Annotated in this window: 13 protein-coding genes; all 13 read right to left on the bottom strand. The window is 63.3% G+C overall.

The annotated features are described in order from the left end of the window. Positions 1-3: 3 nt before the first annotated feature. The 13 genes from flgK to IG197_RS21385 all read right to left on the bottom strand — a co-directional run bounded on the left by flgK (position 4) and on the right by IG197_RS21385 (position 15,635). Positions 4-1,458 (bottom strand): flagellar hook-associated protein FlgK, encoded by a 1,455-nt coding sequence (gene flgK / locus IG197_RS21325; protein WP_067958512.1) that lies wholly within the window; start codon positions 1,456-1,458, stop codon positions 4-6. A 36-nt stretch (positions 1,459-1,494) separates the two neighbouring features. Beyond that, entirely contained in the window at positions 1,495-2,748 is a 1,254-nt protein-coding gene (locus IG197_RS21330) for a flagellar hook protein FlgE (protein WP_192314880.1), read from the bottom strand. Between the two features lie 65 nt (positions 2,749-2,813). Then, positions 2,814-3,482: a response regulator transcription factor gene (locus tag IG197_RS21335; RefSeq protein WP_067958516.1), complete on the bottom strand. Its 669-nt coding sequence runs from the start codon at positions 3,480-3,482 to the stop codon at positions 2,814-2,816. Between the two features lie 213 nt (positions 3,483-3,695). Beyond that, positions 3,696-4,286 (bottom strand): transglycosylase SLT domain-containing protein, encoded by a 591-nt coding sequence (locus tag IG197_RS21340; protein WP_154386454.1) that lies wholly within the window; start codon positions 4,284-4,286, stop codon positions 3,696-3,698. Further along, complete coding sequence (locus IG197_RS21345; RefSeq protein ID WP_192314882.1) at positions 4,216-5,511, bottom strand: flagellar hook-length control protein FliK; 1,296 nt, start codon at positions 5,509-5,511, stop codon at positions 4,216-4,218. The genes IG197_RS21340 and IG197_RS21345 overlap by 71 nt, the downstream gene beginning before the upstream one ends. Further along, the gene (locus tag IG197_RS21350) at positions 5,508-6,890 is read right to left on the bottom strand and encodes a chemotaxis protein MotC (RefSeq protein WP_192314883.1); all 1,383 of its coding nucleotides are present in this window, start codon (positions 6,888-6,890) and stop codon (positions 5,508-5,510) included. The genes IG197_RS21345 and IG197_RS21350 overlap by 4 nt, the downstream gene beginning before the upstream one ends. Further along, the gene (locus tag IG197_RS21355) at positions 6,887-8,209 is read right to left on the bottom strand and encodes a MotB family protein (RefSeq protein WP_067958526.1); all 1,323 of its coding nucleotides are present in this window, start codon (positions 8,207-8,209) and stop codon (positions 6,887-6,889) included. Before IG197_RS21355 ends, IG197_RS21350 begins: the two co-directional genes overlap by 4 nt. Continuing rightward, positions 8,206-8,835: a hypothetical protein gene (locus tag IG197_RS21360; RefSeq protein ID WP_192314885.1), complete on the bottom strand. Its 630-nt coding sequence runs from the start codon at positions 8,833-8,835 to the stop codon at positions 8,206-8,208. Before IG197_RS21360 ends, IG197_RS21355 begins: the two co-directional genes overlap by 4 nt. Continuing rightward, complete coding sequence (gene fliF / locus IG197_RS21365) at positions 8,835-10,484, bottom strand: flagellar basal-body MS-ring/collar protein FliF (RefSeq protein WP_067958533.1); 1,650 nt, start codon at positions 10,482-10,484, stop codon at positions 8,835-8,837. The genes IG197_RS21360 and fliF overlap by 1 nt, the downstream gene beginning before the upstream one ends. Before the next feature lie 178 nt (positions 10,485-10,662). Beyond that, positions 10,663-11,664 carry a flagellin gene (locus IG197_RS21370; protein ID WP_067958535.1) on the bottom strand — a complete coding sequence of 334 codons (1,002 nt, stop codon included), beginning with the start codon at positions 11,662-11,664 and terminating at the stop codon, positions 10,663-10,665. A 326-nt stretch (positions 11,665-11,990) separates the two neighbouring features. Continuing rightward, positions 11,991-12,968, bottom strand: coding sequence for a flagellin (locus IG197_RS21375; RefSeq protein WP_192314887.1), 978 nt, complete (start codon positions 12,966-12,968; stop codon positions 11,991-11,993). Between the two features lie 290 nt (positions 12,969-13,258). Further along, positions 13,259-14,242 carry a flagellin gene (locus IG197_RS21380; RefSeq protein ID WP_192314889.1) on the bottom strand — a complete coding sequence of 328 codons (984 nt, stop codon included), beginning with the start codon at positions 14,240-14,242 and terminating at the stop codon, positions 13,259-13,261. A 295-nt stretch (positions 14,243-14,537) separates the two neighbouring features. Next, positions 14,538-15,635 (bottom strand): flagellin, encoded by a 1,098-nt coding sequence (locus IG197_RS21385; protein ID WP_192314891.1) that lies wholly within the window; start codon positions 15,633-15,635, stop codon positions 14,538-14,540. Positions 15,636-15,687: the final 52 nt, after the last annotated feature.

The raw sequence follows: 15,687 nt of genomic DNA on the forward strand, positions 1-15,687 counted from the left end.
GCACTATCTCACCGCGCCCAGGAGGGCAGCCAGCATGTCGTCGACCGCCTTCAACAGCCGGGCTGTGGCCTGATAGGACTGCTCGAGTTCCAGCATCTTCGACATCTCGATGTCGACATTGACAGCGGTATCGTTTGACAGGGCCTCGGCGGTGCGGATAGCCAGCGCTTCCTTGGTCTGGGCGGCGGTGTCCGCCTGCTTGCGCATGCCCTCGAACCAGCCGATCGAATTGGTCGAGAAGGTGCTGAGGCTCGAGCTTGTGGCGATACCCGCGGCCGGATCGAAAGTCATCGTCTGGTCGATGCGGTTGCCATAGGAGATCAGCAGGTCGGCATAAGAAGCGTTGCTGGCGGGATTCTTGACATAGGCCGCGCCGTTGATGCCGCCATCGCGCAACAGCTTGGGATTGCCGCCGATCTGCGGGTCGACCGCCGGATTGATCTTGATCGAGCGCGCAAGGCCATTGACCAGTACGCCGGCCGGCGGGACCGCCGGGCCGCCGGACCAGGTGAACAGGCCGGCCTGGTCGGCAAGGGCTGGTGCCGTCTCCGAGAAGGCGGTGATCAGTCCGCGCGCCATCTCGTCGAGCTGCGCCTGCATCGTGGTGGTGACACTGTCGCGGAGCTGTATCATGCCGGCGAGCTTGCCGCCGGCGTTGGTGTTGGCGCCGACGCCTGGCTGAAGCGGCACGCCGTCGATGAGAATCTTGTTGCCGGTCACGCCGGCGGAGTAACCCGCCAGCGGCTGGAAGGTGACCGCGCGTGGGACGGTCTCGAACAGGGTGGTGCCATCACCTGTGGTGATGACCATGTCGTTGTCGCCGCGCTTGAAGGTCGAGATCGGCACGATCTCGGAAATCTTCTTCAGGATGGCGTCGCGCTGGTCGAGGGAGTCGTTGACGTCGCGGCCGGCGCGGGTGCCCTGGATGATCGTCTTGTTGGCCTGCTCGAAATCGGCGAGCAGCCGGTTGAGATCATCGACGGTGGTCGCGATCTCGCTGTCGGTCTCGGTGCGGATGCGCTGAATGGCATCGCTGCCGTCGTTGAGCGAGCGCACCACCTGGCGGGCGGCGTCGATCGCCGCCGTGCCGAGGTTCTGGTTGGAGGGGGCTGCCGCGTAAAGCTGCAGCGCTTGCTGGAACTTGCCGAGCTGGGTTGCGACCGAGCCCTTGTTTTCCGAGCCGTTGACGTCGAGCGAAAGTTTCTGCAGCCCCTCCAGGAGGGTGTTCTGGCCGGTGAAGTCGGCCAGGGCAGACAGGTTCTGGCGAAACAGCTGCTCGTTGGTCGCACGCTGGATTTCGACCACGCGCGCCCCGGGGCCGGTGCTGGCGAGCACGGCTGTGCGGCGCACGTAGTCAGGATTTGATGCATCCGCGACGTTGCGGGAAACAGTGCTTGTCTGGCGCGACGTGTTGCGAAGCGCAGATTGGGCTATGCTAATGGCAGACGACAGCGACATGCTATGTTTTTCCAGCGGGCGATAAGCCCGTCAGTCCTATCTCTTCAGGTTGACGAGGATATCCATCAGGTCCGCTCCGGTTTGGAAGACCTTGGAATTGGCAGTGTAGTTACGCTGGGACTCGATCATCGCGGTGAGTTCCTCGGCGATGTCGACGTTGGAGTTTTCGAGCGCGCCCGAGATCATCTTGCCGAGGCCGCCCGAGTCGGCGAAGCCGATCTGGACCGGGCCGGAGTCGGCGCTCTCGCGGAACACGTTACCCGAAAGGCTGTTGAGACGGTCGGGGCTTGCCACGTCGGCCAGAGGAATCTTGAACAGAGGCTTCATCGAACCGTCCGCGTACTGGGCGTACATGGTGCCGTCGGTGTCGATCTCGACACGTTCGATGGTGCTCGGTCCGTTGCCGTCGGCAACGGCCTTGGTCACGGTATAGGGCGATGCCAGCTGCGTCATCTTGGAGATGTCGAGGGTCACCGGCGCACCGTTCGGGACGGTGAAGCTGAGGCTGCCGGCACTGGTCAGCTTGCCGGTGGTACCGTCGAAGGTCATGGTGCTGTTGGTCAGCAGACCGCCTGCGGCATAGGGGAATGAGGTTCCGGCCGCCGCCTTGGACTGGTCGTACACGGCGACGTCCCAGGTGTTGGCGCCGGTCTTGGTGTAGTAGATGTCGACGATCTTCTTGGCGCCCAGATTGTCGTACATGACCATCGACGATTTCGACGTATAGGTCGCGCCGGCGGCATTCGTGCTCGGGAGCGGGCCGGCGGAGACGGCAGCGTCGCTCTGAAGGTTGGCCGTGAAGGTGGCGTTCTTGGTCGGCAGCGCGGTGAGCTCGGAGCTCGAGATCTGGACGGGCACCAGGCCATCGAAGCCGTTGGCGGTGGCGGCCGGAATGCCATTTGCGTAGCTGTAGCCCATCAGCTGGTAGCCGGCGGCATTGATGAGGCGACCCTGGCCGTCGGGCACGAACGAACCGGCGCGGGTGAGGTAGGGAGAACCGGAGGAATCCTGGACGACGAAGAAACCGTTGCCCTGGACCGCGAGATCGGTGCCTGACGTCGTGTACTGAAGCGTGCCGTCCTTGGCGATGGCGTTCAGCACCTTGGTGGTGACGCCGCCGGAATTATAGGCGCCGGGCGTGCTGGGCAGCACCAGCGACGAGAATTCGGTATAGGCGCGCTTGTAGCCGGTCGTGCTCGAGTTAGCGATGTTGTCGGCGACCGTCGACAGCCGGTTCGCCTGGGCATTCATGCCCGAAACGCCGGTTCGCATCATTCCGTAAAGGCTCATCGGTGGTCTCCTCAAATCTCATGCCACGCTGGTGAAGTTACGTGGCATGTCTTGCGCGAGGCTGGTCAGACGATCAGCCGGTAGCCGAGGAAACGCTTCGAATCGATCGGGTCGTGGCCAAGACGCTCACGCAATTTCTTGCGCAGCTTCGAGATGTGGCTTTCGACGACATTTTCTTCGACTTCTTCGTCGAAGACACCGTAGATCGCGTTGAAGACCTGGGTCTTGGTGACGCGACGGCCGCTGTTGCTTGCCAAATACTCAAGGATGCGACGCTCACGGCGCGGCAGCGGCATCGGCTCGCCGTCGATCTCGGGGTCGCGGCCGTCCATGAAGATGCGCATTGCGCCGATCTGGGTGAAGCCGGTGTCTTCCTGGGCGCGACGGCGGATGGCCGAGATGCGGGCAAGGATCTCACGAATGTGGACGGGTTTGCGGATGACGTCGTCGACACCCGACTCGAAAAGCTTGAGCGTGTTTTCGAGATTGTTCTGTTCGCTGAGGGCGATGACCGGGGCTTTGGTACGGTCTCGCAGCTGACGCGGCGAGATCGAACCCTCGTTGCAGTCGCCGATGAGGAAGGCGCGAACGGAACGCAGATCCTCGTCGGGAGCGCTGGAAACCCATTCGCCGAATTCGGTCGAACGGAAGCCTGCGCACGCCACACCTTCCCGGTCGAAGAGTGAATTATATCCGTTGGTGACGAGCTCTCGCTCGTCCACGATTACGATCATGATTCCGCCCCCGAATCAGTAAAAATGCCCCTGTTAACCAATCGGTAATGGGTCGGGACCAAGGCGACCAATCGTGAATTCTTGCCGCTATTTTTTAGGGAGTCTGGAATCGCATGGGTTGAACAGGTTGCACGATATGCGTGCATCCTTGCGCAAGCCTGTAATGAGGGGCGGGGTAACGGCCGGTGTCCGGTTCGGTTCGGCTGGAAACGCCTATGGGTTGCAGAAGGTCCGGGCGTTTTCCGTCCAGCGGCCGAAGCCGGTGGCGACCATGTTGGCGATGACGCGACAGACGTAGCGTTTTTGTGCAGGGTCGTTGTTGGGGCCGGCATGATAACGCGCGACCGCCATCGACCAGGACTCATGACGCGAGTGCAGGCTGACGAGAAAGCGCGCGGCATAGTCGACATTGAGGCGCGGATTGAGCATGTCGCGCACCGAGCGGAATTCGGTTGCGTGGTATCGGTGGTTGATCTGCATGCAGCCGAGATCGATCAGTGTCTTGCCTTCGCGACGCGCAGTCTCGAAGGCCGCAACGGCTTCGGCCTCATTCCTGGGAAAGACGGCTTTTCCCTCTATGTTCAAGGCGTTAGGCTGCAAGCTGCCCTTCTTTCCGGTTTCGGTCAGACCAACGGCATAGAGGATGCCGACCGGCACGCCGTAGCGGTCGGCGGCGCGCAGGATCTCAGGCTCGCACGGATTGGCCGCAGCTGCAGCGATCGTGGTGGCGGCGCTAGATGTAGCGGCTGCTGCCAGGGCGATCAGCGCCAGACGACGAGATGTTGCGCGAATTGCTTTCGTCATTTGCAGCGTTCCCACTCTGACGTCCATTGCTGGAATTGCCACCTTCACCACCTGTCCCGCCCGACTGGGCGGATGCCTGGTCACGGCCTGCGAAGCCGTTGGCAGCGCCGCCGTCAGCGCGGGCATTCGTCGACTGCGGCTGCAGGATGGTGACGCGGTCAACGTCGAAACCGAGGCCGCGCAGGGCGCTGTTGATCGCCTCGCGGTCGGACGAAAGCCTGTTGTAGGCCTCGGTGTTCTCAACCTCGATTTCAACCGAAAGTTGCTCGCCGGCGAGATGAAGATTGGCTGTGACCATGCCCAGTTCGACGGGGCGCAGTTGGATCTTGAGAGCCTGTGCGCCGGGTGTGCTGGATGCGCTGTTTTGGAGCTGCTGGACCGAGGATACGGCAGCGACATGGCGCGGTGCCGCGGAGGCGATGTCGAGCGCCAGCGCACCCGCGGTGCTGCCCGCGCCAGTGCTCGCCGGTGCCGGGATCGACTGCTCCGACATGACGGTGACGGTGTTGCCGACGGAGGGTTGTTCGGCTTGCCTGACAGGTGTCGGTCGTGCCGGTTTGTCGGCCCTGGCTGCGACGTCGCTGGCGGTTTCCGGCGCGCCGGATTGTGCTGCCTGCTGCGTCTCGGGCGTGGAGCCTGTCGCGGGTGCCGAAACAGGTGCCGCGGACTGCGGCGCGGCTCCGGTAGTAGCCTGGCGCGCGGTCTTGCCGCTCGTGACGAGGGCTGCGAGTTCCGGCTCAGACGTATCGCCTGCAGCCTCCGGCTGTGCGCTGGCCTTGCTCTCCTCGACTTCGGCCGCGTCGGCGGAACCAGCCTTTGCCGGCTGGGAGCCCGCCTTGCGTAATTCGCTCAGTGCAAGCACCAGCGGCAATGCAGGCTCTTCGGTCTTTTCTGCTTTGACGTCCTTCGTCGCGGCATCCGGCTGCGGCTCGGGTATTTCGGGTGTCGCGTCCTCGGCAGCTTCGCCGACCCTGGGTGTTTTGCCCTCGGCTTCGGCGAGCGCGTCACGTGCGGCAAGCCGCTCTGCGAGCTTGTTCAGGCCCTTTTGGCGCGGGGCATCGTGATCGGCGGCATGACCTTTCGATTTCGGCTCGCCCTTGTTCGGTGAGCCCAGCGCCTGGCCGAAATCAGGCTGGTCGTCATTGCTGGCGAGGGCATTGCGCTCATGGCCGGATGAATGGCGCGCGAGCGGGCTCACCAGGGCCGCGCTGATGGCGTCGGTCATTTGGGGGAGCCTCCTAGCAGTTCGTCAATGGATTCAAGCGTGCGGCGCGCTTCAGTGATCTTGGGATCTTCCGGTTCCGCTGGTTCCGGTTGTTGTTGCGCTGTCAGTGGCACGACCCTGGGCGCCGCGACCGTTGCCGGCTGCTCAGCCGGAGGCGACGCGGGTGCTGCTGCCGGGACCTCGGGGGCCGCCGACTGGGCGGGCGCAGCCTCTGCAGATGCCTCGACGGCGTCGGGGATCATCGGATCCGCCGGTGGCGGCGTGATCTCGATCGCCGCCGGCGGCAGATCGCCGATATCCAGCGGTTTCGATGCGCTTGCGGGTGCCGCCGGAACAGCCGACGTCAGCTCCGAGGCAACGGCCTCGACGGCGTCGAGCAAGGCGCGGTCGCCCTTGGACAGCTTGTCGCGATCGATGCCGCCGAGCTTGCCAAGTATGTCTGCGGCGGTGCCGGAAGTGACCGACGACAGGCCGGAATAAAGCTGGGCGCGCGGGTCAGCACCGCCGGGTGCACCGTCACGACTCTTCACGGCCCTGGCAGCGGCAAAGGTGGACAGTTCGGTCAGGCCGTCGATGGCGGCACGGCGGGCGATACGGAGATAGACGACCCGTTCCTGCTCGGCGTCCATCATCGCGGTGATTTCGGCGAGCGTGTCGAGATTGATCGACTTGTGCAGGGCAACGACGCCGCCAACGAAGGCATCGGCAAACTGGCTGGCATAAGGCGAGCGCAGGTAGCTGCGAACATATTGCGTCGAGTTGCGCAGGAAGCGGCCGCCATCTTCAAGCCGGGTGGCGAGCGCAACCGAGCGGCGCAGGGCGGCTTCCTCGACCAGCGTGCCGGGGCTGAGCAGTCTGGCCTGGTCCAACAGCTTCATCGCCTGCTCGGGCTGTTCGGCGATGCTGACCGAACCCTTGACCAGCGCCAGAAAGGCACCGAGTTCAGAAATCTGCGTCAGCGGGTCGATCGCGGCCAGCGCCTCCACCGTGCCCTTGGGCTTGCCTCGGAGATAATCGATGACGCCTTGCGCCAGCTTCTGGTCGGCCTCTTCAAGCTCCAGCCGCGAAACCACCTGCTCGATGGTCAGCGGGTTGCCGCCGCTCATCGCATAGATCAGCAGGGCGCGAAAATTCTTGGGATCTTTGAATGCGTCGACATCGGCGGTTCGCATGCGCTCGTCGGTCATTTCGAGCAGCCGGCGCTGCAACGGCAGCGAAGCCTGATCGCCGGAGGCGATGCGGTCCTGCAACAGCTGCAGGCAGCGCACCAGCTGGTAAGGCTCGAGCGCCGGCGCCTCGCTGGCCACGGCACGGCCGGGTACGCCCGCGACCAGCAGGGCGATCAGCGCGGCACCGGACAGGGTTGCCGCCAGCCTCATTCGGCGCGCTCCAGCAGGATTTCGATACGCCGATTGGTGGCCGAGAACGGTTCGGCCTTATCCTTCAGCTTGCGGTCGGCGAAACCGGCGACCTCGACGATACGCTTTTCGTCAAGCCCGGCGCGGGCGAGCATGTAGTAGGCTGAGTGGGCGCGCGAGGTGGACAGGCGCCAGTTGTCATAGCCGCCGCCACGGAACGGACGCGCGTCGGTGTGTCCGTTGATCGAGATGTTGCCCTCGTGGGTAGCAAGCGTCTTGGCGATCTTTTCCATGGCGAGCACAAGCTGCTTGCGCGGCACGGCGGAGCCGATTTCGAACATGCCGAAATCGAACTGCTCGGTGACCGAGATGACGACGCCCTTGTCTGTGGCGACGACCGAGAGACCGTCGGGCAGGGCCCCGCCCGACTTGATCGCCTCGGCGAGTTCGCGGCGGATGGCGTCGGCATCGTTGACGGTTTCGCGTGTCGGTGCCTCGTCCCTGGGCTTTGGCGCCTCGGCCAATTCTCCAGCTTCGTTGGTGTCGCGCTCGGGAGCATCGCCCGGCTTGGCGGCGGTTTCGCGCGCTGCGGGAGCCGGTGCTGCCTGGACTGGTGGCGCCTGCTCGGCGGGCTTGGCTTGTTGTTCTTCGGCCTTCACCGGATCGGTCTTGGCCGAACGCTCGGTCTTGTCGCCGGGCTTTGCCGGTTCGCCTTCGATCGCGGCGCGCTCGGCACTTGCTTCGGCGGCAGGCGTTGCCACCTGCTCGGTCCAGAAATCGGGTGCGAACGGATCGCGATAGGCTTCTCCGCCAGAGGCGCCGCTGGCCGGACCGGCATTCTGGGCACCGCCTTCGTTGCGTTCCGAGATGTTGGCCTTGGCGCCGGTGTCCTGGGCGATTTCGGCGAGCACAGCGTAGGGGTCGGCAAACAGGTGCTCGTCGGAGCGGTTGGCGGCAGGGCTGGCGTCAGCGGAGTTTTTCTCCGTCGACGGGCCGGCATTGCCGCGGCCATCGGAGCCTGCCTTGGCGCTGGCTTCCTGCGGGTTCTCGGCAGTCAGGCCGACCGAATTGGGACCGTCACCGAGTTCTTCGAGGCCCTTGCGGCTGGCATTGCGGTCGACCAGCTTGACGGGGTTGAAGTAGCTGGCGACAGCCGCCTTGGTCTGCTCGTTGGCGGCACTGATCAGCCACATGACGAGGAAGAAGCACATCATCGCCGTCATGAAGTCGGCGAAGGCGATCTTCCAGGCGCCGCCATGGTGGCCGTCGTCATGGTCGGAATGGGCTCGCCTGACGATGACGATCTCGTGGCGTGGCTCGGCGCCGTCAGGACCGTTCATGGCAAGGTCTCGGAAAGCGCCGAAGACCATTCGCCGAGGCGGGTCTCGAACAGGTTGTCGTCGATCGCGACGCTGAGATCGAAGCCGACTGCTTCGATGAAGTCGACATTGTCGATGCGATGGCCGATGGCTGCAGCGAGCGCGTCGAACAGGAACTGCGGGCCGCTGACCTTGATGCGCACCGCTTCGCGGTCGGCACAGGCGGCAATGATGGCGCTGGACAGGGCATCGATCGAGCGCTGGCGGATGTCGTCACTGACCAGCGTCGCGACAACGCGGGCGGCGGCGTCGGTGGTGAGGTGGACGATACGCGTCTCCATCTCGGCGATGCGCTTGGCGATGACCTCGCCGGCCTCGCTGCCGAAGCGGGCGCCAAGCGCGGCGACCTCCTCGGCGTGGCGCTGGCGCTCGGCCTCGAGCACCAGCTCGTACTCCTCGCTCAGGCGTGTGGTCAGATCGGCCTCGGCCTGGGCGACGGCTTCGGCGACGATTGCCGGGATATCCAGATCCGGAACCGCCTTGGGATATTCCGTGGCCGAGGTCTCGGGCTGGCCGGCATGCGGATGCGGATTTGGCGCGAGCGGTGCGAAATCGGTCAGCCGTTCAAAAAGCGCTGCGATCGACATTACGCGGCAACCTCGTTACCGGCCCATTTGCGCAGGATCAGTGCGGTGCGCTCTTCATTGATGTCGACCATGCGGGCGAGGCGGTCCTGCGGGGCAGGGCGCAGCTTGTTGCGCAGGTCGTCCATGGCGTGCGGCCGCTGGTCGGACAATGCGGCGGGCTCTTCCTCGAACGAGGCCATGCCCTCTGCATTCGGCAAGGCGCGCTGCATCTCCTCGAAGCTCGGCCCGGCGAAGGTGGGCAGGGCAGGGGCTGCGGACGAACCGGACAGTGCTGCTGCCATCGGCCTCAGACCGAAGAAGGCGACGAGGAAAACGACGACGATGAAGGCTGCAGCGTTGATCATCGTTCCTGCGTGCTGGCCGATCGAGGCCATGATGCCGGGGCTCTCGATGACCTCGCCGTCGAGGCCGTCGATGAACTCGACCGCCGAGACGTTGATCAGGTCGCCGCGCTTTTCGTCGAAGCCGGTGGCCGAGGTCACCATCTTCTGGATGTCGGCGACGCGGGCTGCGATGGCCTCGGGCGTCGCGTCCTTGCCGAGGATGGCTGCCAGGCGCTGCTGGTTGACAACCACGGCGATCGACATCTTGGTTACCGAATAGCCATTCGACACCGTGGCGATGCGCTTGGAGTTCATCTCGTAATTGGTGATCTCTTCCTTGCGGTCGCTGGCCGAGGTCGACTGCGGGCCGTCGGTGGCAGCGGCCTCGGCATCGGGCAGGTTCTGCTCGACGGTGGCAGGTGTCGACGACTGCTTCTGGTTGGAATTCTCGTTGGCGCGGACAACCTGGACGGAGCGCTCGACGCGTGATTCCGGATCGAAGATCGTCTCTTCGGTCTGGCGCGAGTCGGTGTTGACGTCAGCCTTGACGCTGGCGCGGAAATTGTCCGGCCCGAGATAGGCTGCCAGCGCACGGCGGATGTTGTCCTCGATCTGGGTTTCGACGGTGCGCTCGACGCCGATGGAGCGGGCGGCGCTCGAATTGTTGGGGTCGTCGCCGGCGGCGAGCAAATTGCCGCTCGAATCGAGAACCGTCACACGCTCGGCATCGAGGCCGGGGACGGCTGCGGCAACGAGATGGCGGATCGACATGGCGCTCTTGTCGGCATCCATGCTGGCGGCGCGGATGACGACCGAGGCCGACGGCTTCTGCTCGTCGCGGCGGAAATTGGCGCGCTCGGACATGACGATGTGAACACGGGCGGCCTTGATGCCTGATATCGACTGGATGGTGCGGGCGATCTCGCCTTCCAATGCGCGGACACGAGTGACCTGCTGCATGAAGGAGGTGAGGCCGAGCGAGCCGACATTGTCGAACAGCTCGTAGCCGGCATTGGCGCTGGTGGGCAGGCCTTTTTCGGCGAGCAGCATGCGGGCTTGCGCGGTGCTGCCGGCTGGGACCAGCACGGTGGTGCCGTCGGAGGCGACGTCGAAGCCGATGCCCGCTTCGCCCAGCACCATGCCGATCTGGTTCACGTCGGAGCGTTCGAGGCCGACATAGAGCGTCTCGTAGGCAGGACGGTTGAGATAGACGGATGCCACGCCGACGATGGCGATCACCAGTGCTGCGATACCACCCAGCATGGCGAGACGGCGTGGGCCGAAACTCCTGAGATTGGCGACGATGCTCTGTAGCTGTTCGGGCACGTGCGTAAGTTCCCCGCAATACTTTCCGGAGAGACCCTAGCCCGCGAAGCTTGTGCGAAAATGTTATGGGCCGCGCAAGTTGCGCGGCCCATGGCATTTCGTCGGGATTGTTGTTGCCGAAGTGCAACCTGGATTCAGGTGTCTCCAAACGCCTAAACCGGCTTTCGGGGCCGAGGCGTCAGCTCTTGAACAGCGACAGGATGTTCTGCGAGTTCGAATTGGCGATCGACAACGCCTGGATGCCGAGCTGCTGCTGGACCTGAAGGGCCTGCAGGCGGGTCGATTCCTTGTTCATGTCTGCGTCGACGAGCTGACCGACGCCGCGGTCGATGGAGTCCATCAGGCTGGTGGTGAAGGTCTTCTGAAGGTCGATCTGGCTCTTGGCCGCACCGAGCGTGGTGGCGGCGTCGGTCATCTCGGCGAGGGTCGTTTCGGTGACCTTCACCATCTGCAGGATCTGGTCGAAGCTGAAGCCCTTCACCGAAAGGGTCGCAACGGCGTAGCCGTCTGTGGCGGCAACCGCTGCACCCGGGGTCGTCGGGTTGACGGCGGTGTTGTCGCGCACGCCCGTGGTGCCGAGGCGAAGGCCTTCGAGGATGCCTTTGTTGACGTTGTTGGTGGCTGCGGCGTCGTAGAGCTTCACGCTCTGGACCTTGATGTCGATCGTTGCCAGCGTGACTGTGCCCGAGTTGTCGCGGATAAAGCCCGAAACGATCTTGGCGTCATTGTGGACGCCGGCCGCCGAATGGCCGGCAGCTGTCGTCGAATTGACCGAAAGCCAGTTGGCACCGGAGAAGCTGGCGCTGTCGGCATAGCTCTTGAGCTGTGCCTGCAGCGCCTTGATCTCGACGTCGATCTTGTTCTTGTCGGCGTCCGAGCCATTGGCGGCGGCGACAAGCTTGACCTTGATGTCGTTGAGAGTGTCGATCGACTTGTGCATCGCGGTATATGCGGTGTCGACCTTCGAGGCGCCGAGGCCGAGCGCGTCCTGGACCGTCGAGAGTGCCCTGTTGTCGGAGCGCATGGTGGTGGCGATCGACCAGTAGGCGGCGTTGTCGGAGGCTTCCGCGACGCGGAAGCCGGTCGAGATGCGGGCCTGGGTGGTGTTCAAAGCCTTGTTCGTGGTGTTGAGGCTCTGAAGCGCCGTCAACGCCGAAGCATTGGTCATAATACTGGACATCGAAATAAACCCCTCTGTCAGAGCCGCGCGATCTGCCGCCGCGAACCGGTTGCGGATGCCGTACGTTCTGCCCGTGGCAGCCGAACCGTCATAGCAATTGGTTAACCATAACTACGAACTTATGGTTAACGGCAGATTAAAGACCACACGACGACAGGCCTTCGCATTTACCGTTACGTGGCGGAATCTATGCTCGCCGTAACTTGCGCGAAGCTATCCGGCGCCGCCAGGCGAGGAGAAGGCGGCGGACAGGGCAAAATGAAATCGGGCCCCACCCATGGGGTACGGCCCGATTACACGACTGGAGATGTTTTGGCGCCGGGGCATCAGCCCTTGAACAGCGACATGATCGACTGCGAGTTGCCATTCGCAATCGACAGCGCCTGAATACCGAGCTGCTGCTGGACCTGGAGGGCCTGCAGACGGGTCGATTCCTTGTTCATGTCGGCATCGACGAGCTGGCCCACACCGCGGTCGATGGAGTCCATCAGGCTGGAGGTGAAGGCCTTCTGCAGTTCGATGCGGCTCTTGGCAGCGCCGAGGTTGGTAGCGGCCGTCGTCATTTCCTTGAGTGCTGCTTCGACAACGCCAAGCTGCTTGATGAGCTGCGCATCGGAGTAGCCTTTGACCGAAACTGTCATGACCGAGTAGGTGTCGGTTGCGGCATCGGTGCCGGGGGTCGGGGCGGACAGGGCGGCACGGACGCCGGTGGTGCCGAGACGCTGGCCATCCAGGATGCCGGTCTTGATGGCGGCAGCACCGCCGGTCTCGAACAGCTTGATGTCATCGACCTTGACGTCGATGGTCGACACAGAAGCGGAGCCGGCGCCGTCGCGGTTGAAGGCGGAGACGATCTTGACGTCGTCGGCTGCGGTTGCCGCAGCACCGCTCTTGACCGAGAGCATGTTGGTACCGGAGAAGGTGGCGCCGTCGGAATAGGCCTGGAGCTGCTTCTGGAGGGCCTTGATCTCGGTGTCGATCTTTTCCTTGTCGGCAGCCGATGCGCCGTTGGCGGCGACCAGCTTGACCTTGATGTCGTTGAGCGTGTCGATGGCCTTGTTCATGCCGGTATAGGCGGTGTCGACCTTCGAAGCGCCGAGGCCAAGCGAATCCTGCACGGTCGAGAGCGCCTTGTTGTCCGAACGCATGGTGGTTGCGATCGACCAATAGGCCGCGTTGTCGGAAGCTTCAGCAACGCGCAGACCTGTGGCGATGCGGCCCTGGGTGGTGCTCAGCGACTTGTTGGTGGCGGAAAGCGTCTGCAGCGCCGTCATTGCTGACGCGTTGGTGTTGATGCTGGACATGGGAATTACGCCCCTAGGAAAAAGCAATACTGGAACATACCGGATCGACCGGTATGGCGGCGTGGCATCATGCCTATGATCGCCAAGAAGGGGTCACCCGCCATGCCAAGGACTATCGCATCTTAACCTTACCGAACTGCTAAAAACCGTATGAGGTTCTTTTGTTAGAACATTGAAATATTTAGAGTTTCCTCGATCTTTCAGCGCGACAACACGGGTGCGGACCCAAACGCAAGCGGGCCGCACTGAGGTGCGGCCCGCTCTGATGCAAAATGCCAGAGACGATTCGATCAGCCGCGGAACAGCGACATGATCGACTGCGAGTTGCCGTTGGCGATCGACAGCGCCTGGATGCCGAGCTGCTGCTGGACCTGGAGGGCCTGCAGACGAGTCGATTCCTTGTTCATGTCGGCATCGACGAGCTGGCCGACGCCGCGATCGATGGAGTCCATCAAGCTCGAGGTGAACGACTTCTGCAGCTCGATGCGGCTCTTGGCGGCGCCGAGGTCGGTGGCGGCCGTGTTCATGTCCTTGAGCGCGCTTTCGACAACGCCGAGCATCTGGGTCAGCTGCTGGTCGTTGGCGAACAGCGTGCCGTCCGTCAGCTTCATCGTGGCGACCTGGAAGGTGTCGGCGGCATCGTAAGTGCCGAGGGTGACGGCATTGGCCGCGCCTTCGACGCCAGCAGAGGTGCGCTCGGAGTCGAGAATGCCCTTGCCGGTGGTGGCGACGCCAGTGCCGGCTTCATAAAGCTTGATGCTCTCGACCTTGATGTCGATGGTCGAGATCGAGGCCGTGCCCGATGCATCGCGGTTGAAGGCCGAAACGACCTTGACGTCGGGAGAAGCGGCGGCGCCGCTGTTGACCGACAGCATGTTGGTGCCGGAGAAGGTCGCGCCGTCAGCATAGGACTTGAGCTGGTCCTGCAGGGCCTTCACTTCGGTCTGGATCTTGGCCTTGTCGGCGTTCGACGCGCCATTGGCGGCGACGAGCTTGACCTTGATCTCGTTGAGCGTGTCGATGGCCTTGTTCATGCCGGTGTAGGCGGTGTCGACCTTCGACGCGCCGAGGCCGAGCGAATCCTGGACCGTCGACAGGGCCTTGTTGTCCGAACGCATGGTGGTGGCGATCGACCAGTAAGCGGCGTTGTCGGAAGCTTCCGCGACGCGGAGACCCGTTGCGATACGGCCCTGGGTGGTGTTGAGAGCTTTGTTGGTGGCAGACAGGGTCTGCAGCGCGGTCATTGCCGACGCGTTGGTATTGATGCTGGACATGGGAAAATACGCCCCGAAAAAACAACAAAAAACAGGGACATACCGGACCGACCGGTATGGCGGAGCGGCATCATGCCCATGATCGTTGTCGATCACCCGCCATGAAGCATCAATGTCGTATAGACATTTCTAAAACTCTAACTTTCGAGAAAATGGCCGATTAACCAACGCCGATTTGTAGAATATTGACTGACCGGGCTGCCCGGTGGCGTGTCCAGCGGAAGAAGATCCGAAATAAAAATGGGCCGCACCGAAGTGCAGCCCATTTTCCCAAGATGTGCCTGAGACGGTTCGATCAGCCGCGGAACAGCGACATGATCGACTGCGAGTTGCCATTGGCAATCGACAGCGCCTGGATACCGAGCTGCTGCTGGACCTGGAGGGCCTGCAGACGGGTCGATTCCTTGTTCATGTCGGCATCGACGAGCTGGCCGACGCCGCGATCGATGGAGTCCATCAGGCTCGAGGTGAAGGCCTTCTGCAGCTCGATGCGGCTCTTGGCAGCGCCGAGGTTGGTTGCAGCGGTCGTCATCGATTTGAGCGCGCCTTCGACCTTGCTCAGCATCGAGCCGATGAAGGCGTCGGTGACGCCGGCAGCGGTGATGTCGAGGTTGGCGACGGAGACGCCAGCGATGGACGTAGCCGTGCCGTCCGCGGTCGTGGCAGCGGTGGTTGCAAGGCCGGCGGCCGTCGTATCAGAAGCGCCACCTGCTACGGAGGCAGAGTAAGCGCTGTCGTAGGCAGTCTGGGCAGCCTTTGAGCTCCAGATTGCGGTCTGGCGGTCGAGGATACCGGCGTTCTTGACGTTGGCCGGGGTGCCGGCGCCCGAATCATAGAGCTTGATGCCTTCGACGTTGACGTCGATGGTCGAGATCGAGGCGGTGCCCGACGCGTCGCGGTTGAAGGCCGAAACGATCTTGGCATCCTGCTGGACACCGGTGTCGGCGGCTGCTGCGGCGCCCGCGGCGTTCTTGTCGGAGGCAACCGAGAGGTAGTTGGCACCCGAGAAGGTCGCGCCGTCGGCATAGGCCTTCAGTTGGCCCTGCAGCGCCTTGATTTCGGTCTGGATCTTGGCCTTGTCGGCGGCAGACGCGCCGTTGGCGGCGACCAGCTTGACCTTGATGTCATTGAGCGTGTCGATGGCCTTGTTCATGCCGGTGTAGGCGGTGTCGACCTTCGACGCGCCGAGGCCGAGCGAATCCTGAACGGTGGAAAGCGCCTTGTTGTCGGAACGCATGGTGGTGGCGATCGACCAGTAGGCGGCGTTGTCGGAGGCTTCTGCAACGCGGAGACCCGTGGCGATACGGCCCTGGGTGACGTTGAGCGACTTGTTGGTGGCTGCAAGCGTCTGCAGCGCCGTCATTGCTGACGCGTTGGTATTGATGCTGGACATGGGAATTACGCCCCTAGGAAATGCAAAGGTACAGGGACATACCGGATCGACC

The organism is Aminobacter sp. SR38 (assembly GCF_014843375.1).
In the GTDB taxonomy this organism is placed as follows: Bacteria; Pseudomonadota; Alphaproteobacteria; order Rhizobiales; family Rhizobiaceae; genus Aminobacter; species Aminobacter ciceronei.